This is a genomic window from Nocardia sp. NPDC060255 (assembly GCF_042727395.1).
Classification (GTDB): domain Bacteria; phylum Actinomycetota; class Actinomycetes; order Mycobacteriales; family Mycobacteriaceae; genus Nocardia.
Window position 1 is genome coordinate 179,663 of record NZ_JBHXAU010000007.1, and the last position, 15,950, is coordinate 195,612.

Sequence of the window (15,950 nt, forward strand, 5' to 3'; positions counted from 1 at the left end):
AATGTGAGGGATTTTTTTGGCGCCGCAGCAGTGCTCAGGTATCGACGGGGTGGGGCCAGAGGTACTTCGACTACGCATGTTGGGGCCGGTGGAGGTGTGGCTGGGGGACCAGCAGCTCGATATCGCGGCGCCGCAGTTGCTTGCGGTGCTGGCCATGCTCGCGGCCGAACCGGCGCGCACCCTGTCGACGACGCAGTTGGCTGCCCGTCTGTGGGCCGACCAGCCGCCGAAATCGGCGCCGAGTGTGCTGCGCAATCACATACTCGCGCTGCGTCGGCAGTTCGATGCGCACGGGCATACTGGTGCCGGGACCGAGTGGCTCGATTCGACCCGTGGTGGGTATCGGCTCGGTATCACGGTGGAGTTCGACGTCGTCGCGGTCGAGGGGCTGATCGCCGGCGCGGAAGCCGATCGGCGTTCGGGTGCGATCGAGGAGGCGGACGCCAAACTTACGGCGGCGCAGCAACTATGGCGCGGTGACCCGATGATCGGTCTGCCTGGACCGTGGGCGGAACGAGAACGATCCAGGCTCGGCAGGCTGCGCTTGTCCATGTACGAGGTCGCGATGGCGGTAGCGCTGGACCTCGGTCGGCATTCGGCCGCCGTTGCGGAGTTGGAGGCGCTGGTCGCGGCCGAACCGCACTCGGAGCGGTGGCACGAACTGCTGATGGTCGCGCTGCACCGCAGTGGGCGGCGGGCCGAGGCGCTCGAGGTGTATCGGAACGCGCGCCGGTTGCTCGCCGACGAGCTCGGCCTCGAACCGGGGCCCGAGCTGGTTCGGCTGCATCAGCAGATCCTGTCGGCGGAGCTGCCCGCCGCCACTAACGAAATGATGCAGATCGCCGCGGAATTCGATGCGCCACGGGTCCCGGAACAGCTGCCCTCCGACATCGCCGACTTCGTCGGACGAGAACAGCTGGCCAACGAGTTGATCGAGGTGTTGGAGGCGGACTCCGACCGCCGTCAGGTGATCGCGATCACCGGGCTCGGCGGTGTCGGAAAGACCACGCTCGCAGTGCATCTCGCGCATCGCGTACGGAAGCATTATCCGGATGGGTTGCTGCATCTCGACCTCGGCGGGATGGACGAGCATCCGCGCACGGCCGACATGCTGCTCGCGGTCGCCTTGCGCGCGTTCGGTATCGAGCCGGGCGAGCTGCCGTCGGACCTGGCGGAGCGAACGGCGCTGTGGCGCAACACCGTAGCGGGCAAGCGCATGCTGCTGGTGCTCGACAATGCGCGTGATGTCGAGCATTTGACTCCCTTGCTGCCCGGTACGGGTACGGCGGCCGTGCTTGTAACCAGCCGTTCGAGTCTGGCGGAATTGTTCGGTGCGCGGCTGGTTCCGCTGGATGTGCTCACCCCGGACGAGGCGTGGACCTTGTTGGAGCGCACGGTGTCCGCGCGGCGAATGTCGGCCGAACCCGAAGCGGCACAAGAGATTCTGCGAGCCTGCGGGCATCTGCCCGTCTCGCTGCGCATCGCCGGGGCGCGGTTGGCGAGCAGGCCGACCTGGCGGCTGTCCGCGGTGGCCGACCGGCTGGCCGACGAGCGCGGCAGGCTGGCCGAACTCGCGATCGGCAATACCAGTGTGGAATTGGTATTCCGGGAAAGTTACCGGCTGCTCGCGCCCGAGCTGGCGCGGGCGTTTGTGCTCGTCGCGTTCTCTGAGGCACCCGATCTGTCGGTCGCCGCCATTGCCGCCCTGCTGGACCGGGATCGGATCGAGGCCGAGCGGCTCTGCGAAACCCTGGTTGACCTGGGCATGTTGCAGACACCGGAACGGGGTCGCTACCGCTACCACGACTTGTTGCGGCTGTTCGCTCGCGGGACGGCCGACCTTTCGCAGCAGCAGGAATGGCCGCGGGCGCTGTGCCGGGTGATGGATTTCTATCTGGCCAGCGCGAAGAACATTGTCGAACTGCGTGATCCGGGCGTTGGCACCCACTACTACGCCAGTACCGACTCGGCTGGGCAGCGGTTCATCGACGAACGGCAGTGTGCGGTGTGGGCGCAGGCGGAGCGCTTCGGGCTGGTCGCCCTCTATCGACAGGTTGCCGAACAGGGCGATGCCCGAACCCGTACGCTCGCAGTCGATCTCGCGTTGTCGCTGGCCGTGGGTGGTGATGCGGGCGCGCACCTGCCCCAGGTGGCGCAGGTGCTCGAGCTGCTGAGCCGGGCCGCCGAAGCGGACAGCGATCAGCGGACCATGGCCAGGGCGCAACTGGCCGCCGCCGTCGCCCGGCTGGTCGGCATGGCGGATCTGAGTGCCGCGCGCACCCTTCGCAACGCCGGTGCGATTCTGTGGGAGCTGGGTGACGGGGCGGGTGCCATCATCGCCGAGCAGATGCTCGGCACGGCCATGGCCTATCAGGAGAACGTGGACGTCGCCGTCGAGCACTACCGGCGTGCCATCGAGATGGGACGGCAGCAAAGCAATCAGTGGAGCGAGGGGATGAGCTGGGCGACGCTCGCCCGCGCCTTCTGCAACGCCCGGCGCTGGCCGGAGGCTGTCGAAGCCGCCGAACATGCGCTCTACATCGCGCGACAGGTCGGCAGCCTCCGGCTCGAGTCGATGGCGTTGCACGAGTTGGGATTCGCCACGTTGCAGCGCGGCGATCCCGTGCAAGCCAAGGAGCTGTGCGAGCAAGCACTCACGGTGGCCCGCCGCGACGGCCGCAGGCATCAGGAAGGCTGGGCGTTGGCCCGCTTGGCCGAGGTGACCCTCTACAGCGGCGACGCCGAGGCCGCGGTGCCGATCGCCGCCGAAGCCGTCCGCGCCCTCACCGAGGTCTCCGCCATCGTGCGCCGCCTGCGCGCCATGTGGGTCTACAGCTACGCCCTGACCGCCGCAGGCTCCGCCGAAGAGGCCGAACCCATCCTCCGCAAGGTCGCCCAATCCAGCCGCCGCATCGGCCTGGCCCTCCCCGACATCCCCCCACCCCGCCGCACCGCCGTCGGCTCCGCCACCACCGCCCTCGCCCTCCGCCAATGCAAATGACCGGTGGCTGCCTCAGGTGGCGATCCCGCCGGTTCCGTGACCGGGCAGCCGCATGAGCGGCGCCCGGTTTGCCGCCACCTGGTCCGTGATTCCCGCGGTGCGGGAGTTCGAAAGATGTTTGTAGGCTTGACACATCACGATCTTCCAGCCCGGCCATCGGCACTATGATCGATGCCTCAGAGGCTCGCGCTAGACCACGCGAGTGATTGTGCTTGATGGGGGAAGACTGATGGCGCGTTCGGATCTGCGGCTGTTGTTCCGCTCTACGCGGGAAGGTCTTGCCGCGCAAGAAGTGTTCACCAACCGTCACGACGAGTGGGACTCAACTGTTCGTAGTCTTCGTGCGCACAAGTCCAGCGTGGGCGCCCCGGGATTCTCGGTAGTTGATTTCGGGCGCCCGCGCCGGAATGTGCTGGTGTTCTATGGCGTCGGCGGGATCGGCAAGACGGCGTTGTCGCGGCAGCTCGAGGAATGTCTGTCGGGGGGAAATACCGACGACTCGGTGTGCTGGTCCCAGCTGCCGGAGAATATAGGTCGGTTGATGCCGGTGCGGATCGACTTGGCACCGCAGGCTGGGATTGATTTCGAGGCAGCGATGTTGGCGATCCGGTTGGCGGTCGGGCGGCTCGGTGAACGGATGCCGGCCTTTGATCTGGCGTTGCGTCACTACTGGGATGTCAACCACCCGCAGGAGCCGCTGGAAGGCTATCTGCAGCGTCACGGGTTCTTGCGGAGAGCGGGCTCGGTCGCATCGTTGACCGACCATATGCGGTCGGTGATGGAGGACGTCGCCGACAAGTTGTCGTTGCCGACAGTCGCCGGCTCGGTGGCGACCACCGTTGTTCGCGGTTTGGTGGACGCGCTGCGTAAGAAGCGTGAAGCCGTGCGGACGTTGGCGCGGTGCACTCGGCTGGCGGATCTGCTCGAAGCCGACCAGGACGTCGAGACCCTCAGCTACTTCGCCCACCTGCTGGCCTGGGATCTGGCGCAGCTGCCCGCGAAAAAGTCGGGGACGCCGGTGGTTCTCCTCGACACATTCGAAGAGCTCGGGGACCGGGTGCACCGAGATTTGGAGCGGTTGTTCCAGCGGGTGATCTGGTTGATGCCGAATGTGTTGTTCATCATCACCGGACGCAACCGATTGGAGTGGGACGATCCCGCCCTGGACGGGCAACTCGATCACGCAGGACCGTTGAAATGGCCGGGGCTTGCGCCGGGGTGTGCGTCTGAGCCGTGTCAGCATCTGGTCGGATATCTGTCCAACGATGATCGCGAGCTGTATTTGCGCAGCCGCCTTACTCATGACGGCGAGCCGGTGATCCCCACTGCGGTGCGCGCGAAGATCGCCACTCGATCGCATGGTCTGCCATTGCATCTGGACCTTTCGGTGATGCAGTTCCTCGATGCGATGGAAGCGTCCGGAGCCATACCGGGACCGGAAGCATTCGACCGTGATTTTCCAGCTCTGGTTGCGCGGATCGTTCGGGATCTGACGGCGTCGGAGCGGACCGTGTTGAGAACGGTCAGCCTGCTCGATTCGTTCAGTATCGACCTCGCCACCGCAGCGGCAGGTCTGGACCGCGACGCCGCAGCATTGAATCTTGTCGAGCGCCCGTTTGTGACGAACGATCCGGATGCGCCGTGGCCCTACCGGCTCCACGATCTGGTGCGCCAAACCGTGCGAGACGCGGACGAAACCACCGACGACAGGTGGTCGCCCGCAGACTGGCACCGGGCGGCGCAACGCACTTTCGAGACCCTCGGAGCACAGTTACCCGCGGTGGTGCAGGCGCAGGATCGACGGCGGCTTTTGTCCTGTCTGACACAGGGTTTGCGGATCGCCGACGACTACGAGCTCCCGCTGGGCTGGCTTATCTCGGCCGCGTGGCGCTATGTCGACAAGAAGATCTGGGAGCCGATCGAGATTCCCGCTTTCAGTTCGGCCGAGGCCCCCACCACTCCCGCGGCCGCATTGGCTCGGGCAGCGCACACAATCTCACGCCGTCAGCGGGTCCACCGCAGCGAGACCATCGAGGAGCTGACCGCGATACTGGACACCGGGCTGCTGCCTGACGAGGCAGCCGATATGGCGCGCTATTACCTCGCCGAATGTCAACGGCACCTGGGGCAGTACGAATCCTCGGCCGCGAACCTGCACCGGGTCGCTGCCGGAACCAGTCCCCGAGCACATGACGCTGCCCGGGGACTGGCACATATCGCTCGCCACTTCGGTGATTTCCCCACCGCGCTCGAGGCGTTGGGATCACTCGACCACAACTCCGGCTATCACCGTGCACTCGGGCATATCTGGTGGCTACATGGCGATATTGCCAGGGCATGCGAAAGTTACAGCACTGGAAGAGATCTGGCGAGGGAAGATCACAACCCTGGTGATGCGGCGTTGTGCCAGGCAGGACTTGCCCTCGCCGCCTCTTTTCAGGACCGTGGTCGTGCGGACGGCCAGATAGATTTGGCCTGCGATCTCTTGCGTCGCGTGCGACTGAACTGGGGCGATATGCACGTGCAAATCGCGTGTCTTCTGAGGGATGCGGGGGCCGAACCGGACCTGCCTGAGCAGGCAGCGGAACTGGAGGCGAGGGCTGCCGAGTCGGGATTGGGTTCGTCTGTCGCCTACATTCGACTTGCCGTTTGTTTCCACCATGCGCTTCGCAGCGAAGAAGCTGAGCTGCAAACCGCCCGCGACCGATTGCGTCAACACGCATCGAATGGCGCCTATAACTATCTGGTCGAGATCACCCATTTCTTCGACGACACAGAACCTCCGCCCGATCTGCCCCGCGCGCATTGGATCGATACCACCCAACCGGCCATCCGGTGGGCACGATTGATCAACGACCGTCGCTCGGCTCTTGGGCTGGACTGCCCCGCGTGAGCGGCCACCCAACTAGACTCGCGCAGATGACAGGACAGGCCAACGGCAGTGAGTTCACCGCTGAAACCGCCCGCCGCGCATTGGAATCCGCCTGTACTACAAACGGATTGAAGCAATCGGAGGCCGAGCTCATCAGGCTTGGTGAGAATGCGATCTTCATCCTGCCGCAAGAGGGGGTTGTAGCGCGTATCGCCCGTACGGTGGCCAACCGTGATCGGGTGGAACGCGAACTAGCCGTCGCCCGCTGGCTGGACCAGAACGACTATCCCGCAGTCCGAGTCGCCGAACATCTGACGCAACCCATCGAGGCCGACCAACGCCTGGTCACTTTCTGGCATGAGGTCGACATCGTCGGCGAAGCCACACTCGACGACCTCGCAGTGCTGCTGCGCGACTTTCACGCCCTACCAGCACCGGAATTCACACTGCCCCAGTTCAACCCGTTCAGCGCGGTGCCGACGAGACTGGCCGACCCCGGAAACGCGGACCCGGACGCAGTCGCGTACTTGACCGACTTGTACGAAGAGTTACGCACCAAGTACGCGACGCTGACCTTCGACGCCCCGCTCGGGGTGATTCACGGAGACGCCCACCGTGGCAACGTCATGGTCAGCGCCGCAGGCCCGCTGCTGTCGGACTTCGAGGTCGTCGCGTGGGGGCCACGAGAATGGGATCTCACTACCACCGCGATGGCGTTGCAACGGTTCGATTTGCCCCAGCAGGAGTACGAATCCTACGTACGCATCTATGGTCGCGACGTCACCCAGTGGTCCGGATTCCCCATCATGAGTGGCGTCCGCGAACTCACCATGACCACCTGGCTCATGCAACTCGTCGACCACAGCGCAGACCGCGCTCGAGAATTCGCCCACCGCATCGATTCACTGCGCGCCGGCGACCGCCAACGACGATGGCACGCCTTCTAGCCCTGAGAACCTGCGGCGGAACGTCGGCTCATCAACGCCGTTTGCATCGAATGCAGACTTTTGGCGGCCTCAACTTCGATTGCGATATGGGCTTGTAGCAGTCGGTGTCTTGGTTGCGATGAACAGGATGTGAGGTTCGGGATCGGCGGGGGCCTGTTCGGAGTCAGGGTTGGAGCGTCCAACCGTGGATTCGGGGTAGGTGTCGGCCCATTCTCGGCCGGTGTCTCACGGGGACGGCGGACGCGGAATCGTTCCCTGCCATATGCGGGGCGAACTCAACACAAACGGGCCGCTCAGTCTAGGTCCAACGCGCCGCGGTCCCTCTCGGAAGTACCCATTCTCACCTGGGTTCTGCTGTTCGTCTGCTGCTGGCCGGTCGGTGTCCTGTTGCTGTGCCTTGCGTATCCGGAGCAGGCGAAACGGGTCTTCTGGTGGGTCGTCGGGATGGTTCGGAGATATCCGAAGACAACGGCGTTGATCGGGATCGTTGCCGGTATCGGCATCTGTATCGGAAACGCAGTGAACGGGGAATATCGAAACATACCGGGTGGGGTGGCCGTGCTAGTCGTGAGCGCCATAGCACTCGTGTGTGTTCGCGTCATAGAAAGGCGACGGGCCGCCCGGGAGATCGCAGCTCGCGCTGACGCCCAGCATGCTGCCTACCTCCGCGGTGAGGACTTCGGCATATATGGCGATGGCGGACGTCCCGCGCTGTAGCGGTAGCGCGGCTCGGATCGCGCGCCGCACAAGTGAACGATCGGGCCACGAACCGCGATGGTCATCTGCTGCAATCGGCCTCAGGCTTGACCTTCACCCTGGGGGCAAGGTTTAGCGTCGGGGCATGAGTGAGTCGATGTCGTTGGTTGGGCGTGCGGTGGTTGTTACCGGTGGGGGGAGTGGGATCGGGCGGGCGGTCGCGCGTCAGTTTGCTGCTCGGGGGGCGGAGGTGTTGGTTACCGGGCGGACTGTGGAGACGCTCGTGGAGACTGCTGCGGGTAGTGCGGTGCAGGTCGAGGTGGCTGATGTTGGTACTGCCGATGGGCGGGCTGCGATTGTCGAGGCGGCGGTTCGTCGGTTCGGTCGGATCGATGTGTTGGTGAACAATGCGGGGATTACTCGGCCTGCTCCGCTCGGGGCAATCGAAGCGGAAGCCGCCGAACAGCAGATTGCGACCAATCTTGTTGGGCCGCTGTTTCTTACGCAGTCCGCGTTGCCGCATATCGGTAGTGGCGGGGTTGTCGTCAATGTCACCTCGAATTCGCCGCATCGAGGGTGGCCAGGGGCCTCGGTGTATGGGGCGACCAAAGTGGCGATGGACTTTCTCACCAAGACCTGGGCGCTGGAGTTGGCCGATCGGGGGATCCGGGTCGTATCGATCGCGCCCGGTATGACCCGCACGCCGATCCTTGCGAACTCGGGTCTGACGCCGGAACAACATGAGTTGGCCAAGCAATTCATGAGCCGCATCCCGCTCGCCAGGGTCGCCGATCCGGACGAGATAGCCTGGTGGATCGTGACAGTGGCCCGCGCCGAAGCCAGTTATCTGACCGGTCAGGTGATCCGGGTAGACGGTGGTCTGAGCGCAGGATGAGGTGACGCGGCATGCGGATCGGTGACTTGGCCGCGCGGACCGGGGCAACCCGCCGCGCCCTGCGCTACTACGAGGAACGCGGGCTGCTACCCGACACCCGCACCGCCAACGGATACCGGGAATACGACGAATTGGCAGTCCGCCGAGTCGAAAACATCCGCCGCATGCTCTCGGTCGGTTTCACCGCCGAAGAGATCCGCCACTTCGTCCCCTGCCTGGACGCCATTACCGACCTCGACCCAACCTGCCCTGCCAGCCTCGAAGCCATCGCCCGCAAACTCTCCACCATCCAATCCACCCTCGACGACCTCACCGCAACCCGAGACCGCCTCGCCGCCCTCCTGAAAGAAGGTCACGGCGAGTCCCCCTCTGGGCCACTGCGCGAAGCAGGCTGAGCCACCGGTGAATAGCACTGTCCGTGGAGTCCCGCAGAGTGAGCACTGTTTGTATGAGGCGCACACCCGCTATAGGTGGTGTGCGGCTTTTAGAGAGGGTGAGCGGTCGGAACTCGAGGTTGTCCACACCCCCGGAGTTGTGCACATTTGGCTCGGAGGGGGGTGTGGGAGCGGGTGTGGGCGGTGAGGATTGAGCGGGTGGAGATTCCTGTGCCGATCCGTCGGCGAGATGCCGTTATGGCGGGGTTCACGGATCACGAGTTGCAGGGGCGGGGCTGGCGGCGAGTGCACCGTGGGCTGTATGTCGAATCCGCCGAGGCCGTGGGATTGACTGTCGAGCAACGTCATTGCGTGCTGGCCCGTGCGGTCGTCGCCGCGGCGGAGTCCTCCGTCGTAGTCACGCATGTGTCGGCGGCGATCGTGCACGGGCTGCCGGTGTGGAAGATTCCGCTCGCGCGTGTGCATCTGGGCCGGAACCGGCGGGCCGGCGGGCGCGTCCGCCGAAGGTCGGTCGTGCATTCGATGCCGATCGCGCCCGACGAATGGGAGTTGGTCGACGAGTTGCCGGTGACAACCGTGGCGCGCACAGTGGTCGATCTCGCCCGCACAGTGCCGTTCGAGCAGGCCGTCGTGGTCGGTGACGCGGCCCTGCGGCTCGGCAAAACGACCCGAGACGAACTGTGCGAACAGCTGGAGCGAGCAAAGGGGCGGACCGGTCGCCCGCAAGCGAGCCGCGTTGTCGAGTTTCTCGACGGGCGTGCCGAGAGCCCCGGTGAGTCGCGCAGCCGCGTCGCGATGTGCCAGCTGAAGCTGCCTGCTCCGGAGTTGCAGGCGCGCATTCTCACGCCGACGAAATCGCTGGTGGCACGAGTCGACTTTTTGTTCCCCGAGCACGGTGTCATCGGCGAATTCGACGGCGAGATCAAGTATCGCGGCGAACTCCGCGGCACCCTGAACCCCGAGGACGTAGTCATCGCCGAGAAAGTCCGCGAAGACGCCCTCCGCCGCCTCGGCTGGACAGTAGCCCGCTGGACCTGGCGCGACCTCGACACCCCCACCGCCTGGCTACCCCACCTGGCGACAGCCGCCGAAACCGCCCGCAACACAACCAGACTCGGCACCCACCTCCCCACCGCCCGCATCTAACCACCCAATCGCGACCCATGTGCTCACCCCTTCTGGAAGCCGCTCACCCGCTATACGTGGTGAGCGGTTTGCAGAAGGGGTGAGCGGTCTCCCCGGCGACTCGGCGCGCGATCACACCGTGGTCGGGGTGGTGCTTTCGCGGATTTCGAGGGTGAAGGGGATTTGGAGGTCTTGGGTGGGGAAGGTTTCGGTGGCTCGGCGGCGGAGGAGGTCTACGGCGGTTTGGGCTATGGCGGATTTGTTGGGGGCGATGGTGGTTAGGGAGGGGATGCTGAAGGCGCTTTCTTCGGTGTTGTCGAAGCCGACTATTGCCAGGTCTTCGGGGATGCGTAGGCCTCGTTCGGCGGCTTTGCGCATGGCGCCCAGGGCTAGTAGGTCGTTGAAGCAGAAGATGGCGTCTGGTGGGTCTGGGAGGTCTAGTAGGTGGTTCATGGCTTCGGCGCCGTCGCGGCGGTGGTATTCGAGGGCGGTCACGATCAGTTCGCTGCGTTCGGGGATGTTGGCTTCGGCCAAGGCTTCTCGGTAGCCGGTCAGGCGGAGGGCGGCGGTGCCGCGGTGCGGGTTGTGGCCGATGGCGGCGATGCGGCGGCGGCCGATCTGGGCCAGGTGGCCCACTGCGGTTCGGGCGGCGCGAACGTTATCGATGGCTACGTGGTCGAAGGGGACGTCTACGGCGTGTTCGCCGAGCAGGACCAGGGGGACGGCGGGAGAGAGTTCGGCGAAGTCGGCGGCCTCGAGTGCTTGCGGGCTGACGATGGCGCCGTCGATCAGGTATGGGCCCATTGACGCGAGGGCGGTGCGTTCCTGACTTCTGGTGCCCTGGGTTTGCTCGATCAGAACGCCCCACTCGTGTCGGTGGGCGGCGGTGATGATCAGGCCGGTCAGTTCGGCGAAGTACGGGATGTTGAGTTCCGGAAGGACCAGGGCGATGAATCCGGTGCGGCCGCGGCGGAGGTTGCGGGCGCCGCGGTGCGGGCGGTAGCCGGTGGCCTCCAGCGCGGCGAGCACCCTGCGCCGGTTCTCCGGTTTGACGAAGTCGTAGCCGTTGACCACGTTCGACACGGTCTTGATGGAGACGCCGGCAAGGGACGCAACGTCTTTGAGGGTGGCGGCCACTGCGCTGCTCCTCCTCGCGATCGGCCAGTCCGTGGAAACCAATTCCCGACGGATTTCTCCAAACTACTTACAACGTTGTTCCAACGTTGTAAAACTCATCTGACGCCTCGCACGGCAGCGGGGATCGGGTCGCGCTCCCGCCCTCGACGGGGTGCCCTGAAGGAGTTACCGATGCCAGTCAACAAGACCACTGTCGTTGTCGCCGCGGTCGCCACCGCGGTCGGCCTCACCCTGTCCGGATGTGCGAAATCCGAGACGGACAAGACCGCGCCCACCGGGGCCGGTCCCGCCGCGTCCGCGGCGGCGACCCAGCCGAGCGGGCAGTCGACCTGCACGCTGGCCCAGACCGGCTACCCGAAGATCGACCTGAAAACGGCGAAAGTCGGCTTCTCCCAATCGGAGAAGGAGGCCAACCCGTTCCGGATCACCGAAACCGCGTCGATCAAGGATCAGGCTGCCGCGCTGGGCATTCCGTCGGGCAATCTCGTCGTCACGAACGCGCAGAGCGATCTCAACAAGCAGATCAGCGACATCAAGTCGCTGCTCGATCAGGGCGTGCGGGCGCTGATCGTGGCACCGCTGAATTCCGATGGGCTGCAACCGGCGCTGGACGCGGCCAAGGCCAAGCAGGTGCCGGTGATCACCGTCGACCGCAAGGTCACCTCCCAACCCTGCACGGACTACCTGACTTTCATCGGCTCCGACTTCGTCGAGCAGGGCAAGCGCGCGGCCGATCAGATGATCCGGGTGACCGGCGGCCAGGGCAAGATCGCGATTCTGCTCGGCTCGTCCGGCAACAACGTAACCACCGACCGCACAAAGGGTTTCAAGGACAAGCTGGCCGGCACACCGGGGCTGACGATCGTCGCCGAGCAGACCGGTGACTTCGACCGCTCCAAGGGACTGTCGGTGATGGAGCAGCTGCTGCAGAGCCACCCGGACATCACCGCCGTCTACGCCGAGAACGACGAGATGGGCATCGGTGCGGTCAACGCCATCAAGGGCGCGGGCAAGAAACCGGGAACCGACATCAAAATCGTCTCGGTCGACGGCACGCACAATGCGGTCCAGCTCATCGTCGACGGTTCGTACAACGCGGTGGTCGAGTCGAATCCGCGCTTCGGGCCCTTGGCTTTCCAGACGCTGCAACAGTTCGAGGACGGCGCGGCCATCCCGGCGACCGTGATCATCTCCGATGACGAGTACGACGAAACGAACGCCGCCGCGAAGGCGGCCAACTCGTATTGAGCGCGCCGGCAAGCAGATTCCGATGATCGAACCGGTACTCGAGGTCGTCGAGGCACGTAAGGAGTTCGGTGGCACCCGCGCGCTCGATGGCGTGTCGTTCACTCTGCGCCCCGGTGAGGTGCACGCGCTGGTCGGTGAGAACGGCGCGGGCAAATCCACCCTCATCAAGGCGCTGACCGGCGTCTACCAGCTCGACGGTGGGCAGCTGCGTTATCGAGGCGAACCCGCGGTGTTCCCGACCCCGCTGCACGCGCAGCGGGCGGGCATCTCCACGATCTACCAAGAGGTTGATCTCATCCCGATGATGAGCATCGCGCACAACGTCTTCCTGGGCCGTGAACCGCGAAATCGGTTGGGGCTCATCGATCAACGCCGGATGTACCGGATGGCGACCGAGTTGCTCGCCGGATTCGGCATCGCCGACGATGTCCGGAAACCACTGCGCAGCCTCGGTGTCGGCGCGCAGCAGATGGTCGCGCTGGCCCGCGCCGTGTCGATCGACGCGCGGGTGGTCATCATGGACGAACCGACCTCCGCGCTGGAACCGCGCGAGGTGGAGACGCTGTTCGAGGTGATCGAGCGACTGCACGAACGCGAGATCGCCGTCGTCTATGTCAGCCACCGGCTCGACGAGCTCTATCGAATCTGCAACCGGGTCACCGTATTACGGGACGGCAAGCAGGTGCATACCGGGCCGCTGGCCGAACTCGGACGGCTGCCGCTGATCGCCATGATGCTCGGCCGCGATATCGGCGAGATCAAGGCACACGGCGCCACCAACTTCAGCGACGATCAACATGCCGCGGCCGAACAGGTGCTGCGTGCCGAGGATCTGGCCAGCAGGCACCGGCTCACCGGTGTCTCGGTCTCCGCGCGTGCGGGTGAAATCGTCGGGCTGGCCGGGCTTTTGGGTTCCGGGCGCAGCGAGACCGCGCGGGCCATCTTCGGGGCGCTGCCGCTGGATCGCGGGTCGGTCGTCATCGGCGGTAAGTCCGTTCGATCCGGCAGTACGCCCGCGTCGATCGCGGCAGGCATCGCGATGCTGGCCGAGGACCGCCGGGCGGACGGGATCATCCCGGAGTTGTCGGTTCGGGAGAACATCGTGCTCGCCGCGTTGCCGCGGCTGTCGCGGTTCGGGTTGGTGAGCCGCGCGCAACAGGATCGGATCGTCGACACCTTCATCACTCGGCTGCGGATCAAGGTTTCCGGTCCGGAGCAGCAAGTGTCCGAACTCTCCGGTGGCAATCAGCAGAAGGTGATGCTCGCCCGCTGGTTGTGCCTGCAGCCCAAGCTGTTACTGCTGGACGAGCCGACCCGCGGCATCGACGTCGGCGCGAAACTCGAGGTCCAGGCGCTGATCGACGAGCTCGCGGACGCGGGGCTGGCCGTCGTGCTCATCTCCTCGGAGTTGGAGGAGTTGCTCGACGGCGCCGACCGGCTGCTGATTCTGCGTGACGGGGCGACCGTCGGCGAACTCGTCGGCGATCAGCTGACCGAGAGCAATGTGCTGGCCGCGCTCGCCGAGGCACCGGAAGCCGAAGGGGAATCGGATGATTGAGCAGGTTGCTGTCCGGCGGCCGCCTGCGTGGCGGGGCCGGGCCACGGTCTGGTTGCAGGCGTACGGCGTGTACGCCGCGCTCGGCGGGCTGATCTTGTTCAACCTGGTGGCGACCTCGAACTTCCTGACGCTCACCAACTTACGCACCCAGCTGCTGCAGGCGGCGCCGGTGATCATCGTGGCGCTCGGCATGGCGCTGGTGATCGGGACCGAGGGCATCGACCTGTCCGTCGGCGCGGTGATGGCGCTGGCCGCCGCGATGATTCCGCAATATCTCGGCTATGGGCCTGCGGCGGCGGTGCTTGTCGCGTTGCTGGTCGGTCTGGCGGCGGGGGTGTTCAATGGAATTCTGGTGGCGCGCATCGGCATTCAACCCATCATCGCCACGCTGGCGCTACTGGTCGGCGGGCGCGGGCTAGCGCTGGTGATCGCGAACGGGCAGCTCGTCGACATCAAGAACGCGTCGTTCCTCACCCTCGGTTCCGGTGACCTGCTCGGCATTCCGATCAGCGTGCTGATCGCGGCGGTGCTTGCCGTCGGCACCGGATTGCTCATTCGCCGAACCACTTTCGGCCGCCAGCTGGTGGCGATCGGCGGCAACCGATCGGCGAGCGAGCTGGCCGGACTGCCGGTCCGGCGGGTGCTCATCACCGTCTATGCGATCTGCGGCGTGTGCGCCGGGTTGGCGGGGGTGCTGGCCACCGCCCGGCTGCGCGCCAGTGATCCGGCCGATGTCGGTCTGCTCATGGAACTTTCGGCCATCACCGCGGTCGTCGTCGGCGGCACGCCCTTGACCGGCGGCAAGGTCAGGGTGGTCGGCACCGTGGCCGGTGCGCTGCTCATGCAACTGGTGCTGGCCACCCTGATCAAGCATGATCTGCCGTCCTCGACCGCGCAGATGGTGCAGGCGGTCATCATCGTCGCGGCCGTGTATGTCGCGCGGGAGCGGAACAGCCGATGAGCACTACGATCCGGCCGGCCGAACGCCGGGCTCGCATCGGCGCTGCCGATTCGACTGCCGCCCAAAGCGTTCGGTTCCTGCTCGAGCTGCTGCAGAAGCAGCCCGCCGCAGTGGTTTTCGTCGCGGTCGCCGGTGTCGCCTGGGTGACGCTGCCGCATTTCGGCAGCGGCACCAATATGCGTGATCTGGCGATGCAGAGTTCGTTCCTCGCCGTGATCGCGCTCGGCATGACCTTCGTGATCATCTCCGGTGGGATCGATCTGTCGGCAGGTTCGGTGTATGCGCTCGGCGGCGTGCTGGCCGCGTACGGATCGCAGTGGGGGTTCGTGACGGCGCTGCTGTTGCCGCTCGCGGTGTGCGGTCTCATCGGCATGATCAACGGCATACTGGTGGCTCGAACCGGCATGGCGCCGTTCATCGTCACCTTGGCGACCTTGCTGTTCGCCCGTGGGCTACTGCTCGCTATCACCGATGAGGGCGCCACCACCTACAAAATCGAACGCGGACAGGCCTTCCTGGAGATCGGCCGTGGCACGTTGTTCGGCATCGGTTACCCGGTCTACCTCACCCTGCTGCTGTTCGCGGCGGGCGCGGTGCTGTTGCGGCGCACCGCCTTCGGTCAGGTCGTGTTCGCGACCGGCGGCTCCGAACGCTCCGCGGTACTCATGGGCCTGCCGGTGATCCGCACCAAAATCCTGGTCTACACCCTCAGCGGACTGCTGTCCGGGTTCGCAGGTGCGATGACCGCGGCCTATCTCGAATCCGGGGTCACCGTCATCGGCGTCGGCACCGAACTGGACGCGATCGCCGCGGTGGTGATCGGCGGCACGCTGCTGACCGGGGGCGTGGGCACGGTCATCGGCACCATCTTCGGTGTCCTGCTGCGCAACGTCATTCAGGACATCATCAACGAAATCGGCACCCTCGACAGCAATTACCAGTCCGTGGTGAGCGGTGCCTTCCTGCTGGTAGTGGTCGTGTTGCAGCGGCTGCTCGGCTACGTGCGCCGAGAGTGATCGCGCCTCGACATCGATCGAAACCAACAAACTATTGCGGTTCAGAACATCCGGTATTGCCGGATACCGCGCAATTTTGTGTATCGAGTGGGTTGGTGC

11 protein-coding genes are annotated in these 15,950 nt (G+C 65.4%); 10 read left to right on the top strand and 1 reads right to left on the bottom strand.

Going from position 1 to position 15,950, the window contains the following annotated elements; all coding sequences use genetic code 11:
- The first annotated feature begins 76 nt into the window (after positions 1-76).
- From ACFWF1_RS16185 to ACFWF1_RS16210, 6 genes are all read left to right on the top strand, one after another.
- Positions 77-3,001: a BTAD domain-containing putative transcriptional regulator gene (locus ACFWF1_RS16185; protein ID WP_379282763.1), complete on the top strand. Its 2,925-nt coding sequence runs from the start codon at positions 77-79 to the stop codon at positions 2,999-3,001.
- A gap of 229 nt (positions 3,002-3,230) precedes the next feature.
- Positions 3,231-5,894 (top strand): tol-pal system YbgF family protein, encoded by a 2,664-nt coding sequence (locus ACFWF1_RS16190; RefSeq protein ID WP_379282764.1) that lies wholly within the window; start codon positions 3,231-3,233, stop codon positions 5,892-5,894.
- Positions 5,895-5,920: 26 nt separating this feature from the next.
- Positions 5,921-6,820 (top strand): phosphotransferase enzyme family protein, encoded by a 900-nt coding sequence (locus tag ACFWF1_RS16195; RefSeq protein WP_379282765.1) that lies wholly within the window; start codon positions 5,921-5,923, stop codon positions 6,818-6,820.
- Positions 6,821-7,661: 841 nt separating this feature from the next.
- On the top strand, positions 7,662-8,411 hold the full coding sequence (locus ACFWF1_RS16200; RefSeq protein WP_379282766.1) for an SDR family NAD(P)-dependent oxidoreductase: 750 nt from the start codon (positions 7,662-7,664) through the stop codon (positions 8,409-8,411).
- An 11-nt stretch (positions 8,412-8,422) separates the two neighbouring features.
- Positions 8,423-8,806 (top strand): MerR family transcriptional regulator, encoded by a 384-nt coding sequence (locus ACFWF1_RS16205; RefSeq protein WP_379282768.1) that lies wholly within the window; start codon positions 8,423-8,425, stop codon positions 8,804-8,806.
- 237 nt (positions 8,807-9,043) lie between these two features.
- Positions 9,044-9,952 carry a hypothetical protein gene (locus ACFWF1_RS16210; RefSeq protein ID WP_379282769.1) on the top strand — a complete coding sequence of 303 codons (909 nt, stop codon included), beginning with the start codon at positions 9,044-9,046 and terminating at the stop codon, positions 9,950-9,952.
- 111 nt (positions 9,953-10,063) lie between these two features.
- On the opposite strand, the gene ACFWF1_RS16215 is transcribed toward ACFWF1_RS16210, so the two are convergent.
- Positions 10,064-11,068 (bottom strand): LacI family DNA-binding transcriptional regulator, encoded by a 1,005-nt coding sequence (locus ACFWF1_RS16215; protein WP_379282770.1) that lies wholly within the window; start codon positions 11,066-11,068, stop codon positions 10,064-10,066.
- A gap of 171 nt (positions 11,069-11,239) precedes the next feature.
- Here ACFWF1_RS16215 and ACFWF1_RS16220 point away from each other — a divergent pair, with 171 nt between their 5' ends.
- Genes ACFWF1_RS16220 through ACFWF1_RS16235 form a run of 4 tightly spaced genes read left to right on the top strand, consistent with a single transcriptional unit; the run spans position 11,240 to position 15,851 of the window.
- Positions 11,240-12,316, top strand: a complete 1,077-nt coding sequence (locus ACFWF1_RS16220; protein WP_379282771.1) for an ABC transporter substrate-binding protein — start codon at positions 11,240-11,242, stop codon at positions 12,314-12,316.
- Between the two features lie 22 nt (positions 12,317-12,338).
- A complete protein-coding gene (locus ACFWF1_RS16225) occupies positions 12,339-13,874 on the top strand; it encodes a sugar ABC transporter ATP-binding protein (protein WP_379282772.1) in 1,536 nt (511 codons plus the stop codon).
- Positions 13,867-14,835, top strand: a complete 969-nt coding sequence (locus ACFWF1_RS16230) for an ABC transporter permease (protein ID WP_379282773.1) — start codon at positions 13,867-13,869, stop codon at positions 14,833-14,835. Before ACFWF1_RS16225 ends, ACFWF1_RS16230 begins: the two co-directional genes overlap by 8 nt.
- On the top strand, positions 14,832-15,851 hold the full coding sequence (locus tag ACFWF1_RS16235; RefSeq protein ID WP_379282774.1) for an ABC transporter permease: 1,020 nt from the start codon (positions 14,832-14,834) through the stop codon (positions 15,849-15,851). The genes ACFWF1_RS16230 and ACFWF1_RS16235 overlap by 4 nt, the downstream gene beginning before the upstream one ends.
- The last annotated feature ends 99 nt before the right edge of the window (positions 15,852-15,950 follow it).

What these genes read in the sequence shown, in the direction of transcription:
- ACFWF1_RS16185 (WP_379282763.1), top strand. Translation starts at nt 77, where the DNA reads ATGTTGGGGCCGGTGGAGGTGTGGCTGGGGGACCAGCAGCTCGATATC.
- ACFWF1_RS16190 (WP_379282764.1), top strand. Translation starts at nt 3,231, where the DNA reads ATGGCGCGTTCGGATCTGCGGCTGTTGTTCCGCTCTACGCGGGAAGGT.
- ACFWF1_RS16195 (WP_379282765.1), top strand. Translation starts at nt 5,921, where the DNA reads ATGACAGGACAGGCCAACGGCAGTGAGTTCACCGCTGAAACCGCCCGC.
- ACFWF1_RS16200 (WP_379282766.1), top strand. Translation starts at nt 7,662, where the DNA reads ATGAGTGAGTCGATGTCGTTGGTTGGGCGTGCGGTGGTTGTTACCGGT.
- ACFWF1_RS16205 (WP_379282768.1), top strand. Translation starts at nt 8,423, where the DNA reads ATGCGGATCGGTGACTTGGCCGCGCGGACCGGGGCAACCCGCCGCGCC.
- ACFWF1_RS16210 (WP_379282769.1), top strand. Translation starts at nt 9,044, where the DNA reads ATGGCGGGGTTCACGGATCACGAGTTGCAGGGGCGGGGCTGGCGGCGA.
- ACFWF1_RS16220 (WP_379282771.1), top strand. Translation starts at nt 11,240, where the DNA reads ATGCCAGTCAACAAGACCACTGTCGTTGTCGCCGCGGTCGCCACCGCG.
- ACFWF1_RS16225 (WP_379282772.1), top strand. Translation starts at nt 12,339, where the DNA reads ATGATCGAACCGGTACTCGAGGTCGTCGAGGCACGTAAGGAGTTCGGT.
- ACFWF1_RS16230 (WP_379282773.1), top strand. Translation starts at nt 13,867, where the DNA reads ATGATTGAGCAGGTTGCTGTCCGGCGGCCGCCTGCGTGGCGGGGCCGG.
- ACFWF1_RS16235 (WP_379282774.1), top strand. Translation starts at nt 14,832, where the DNA reads ATGAGCACTACGATCCGGCCGGCCGAACGCCGGGCTCGCATCGGCGCT.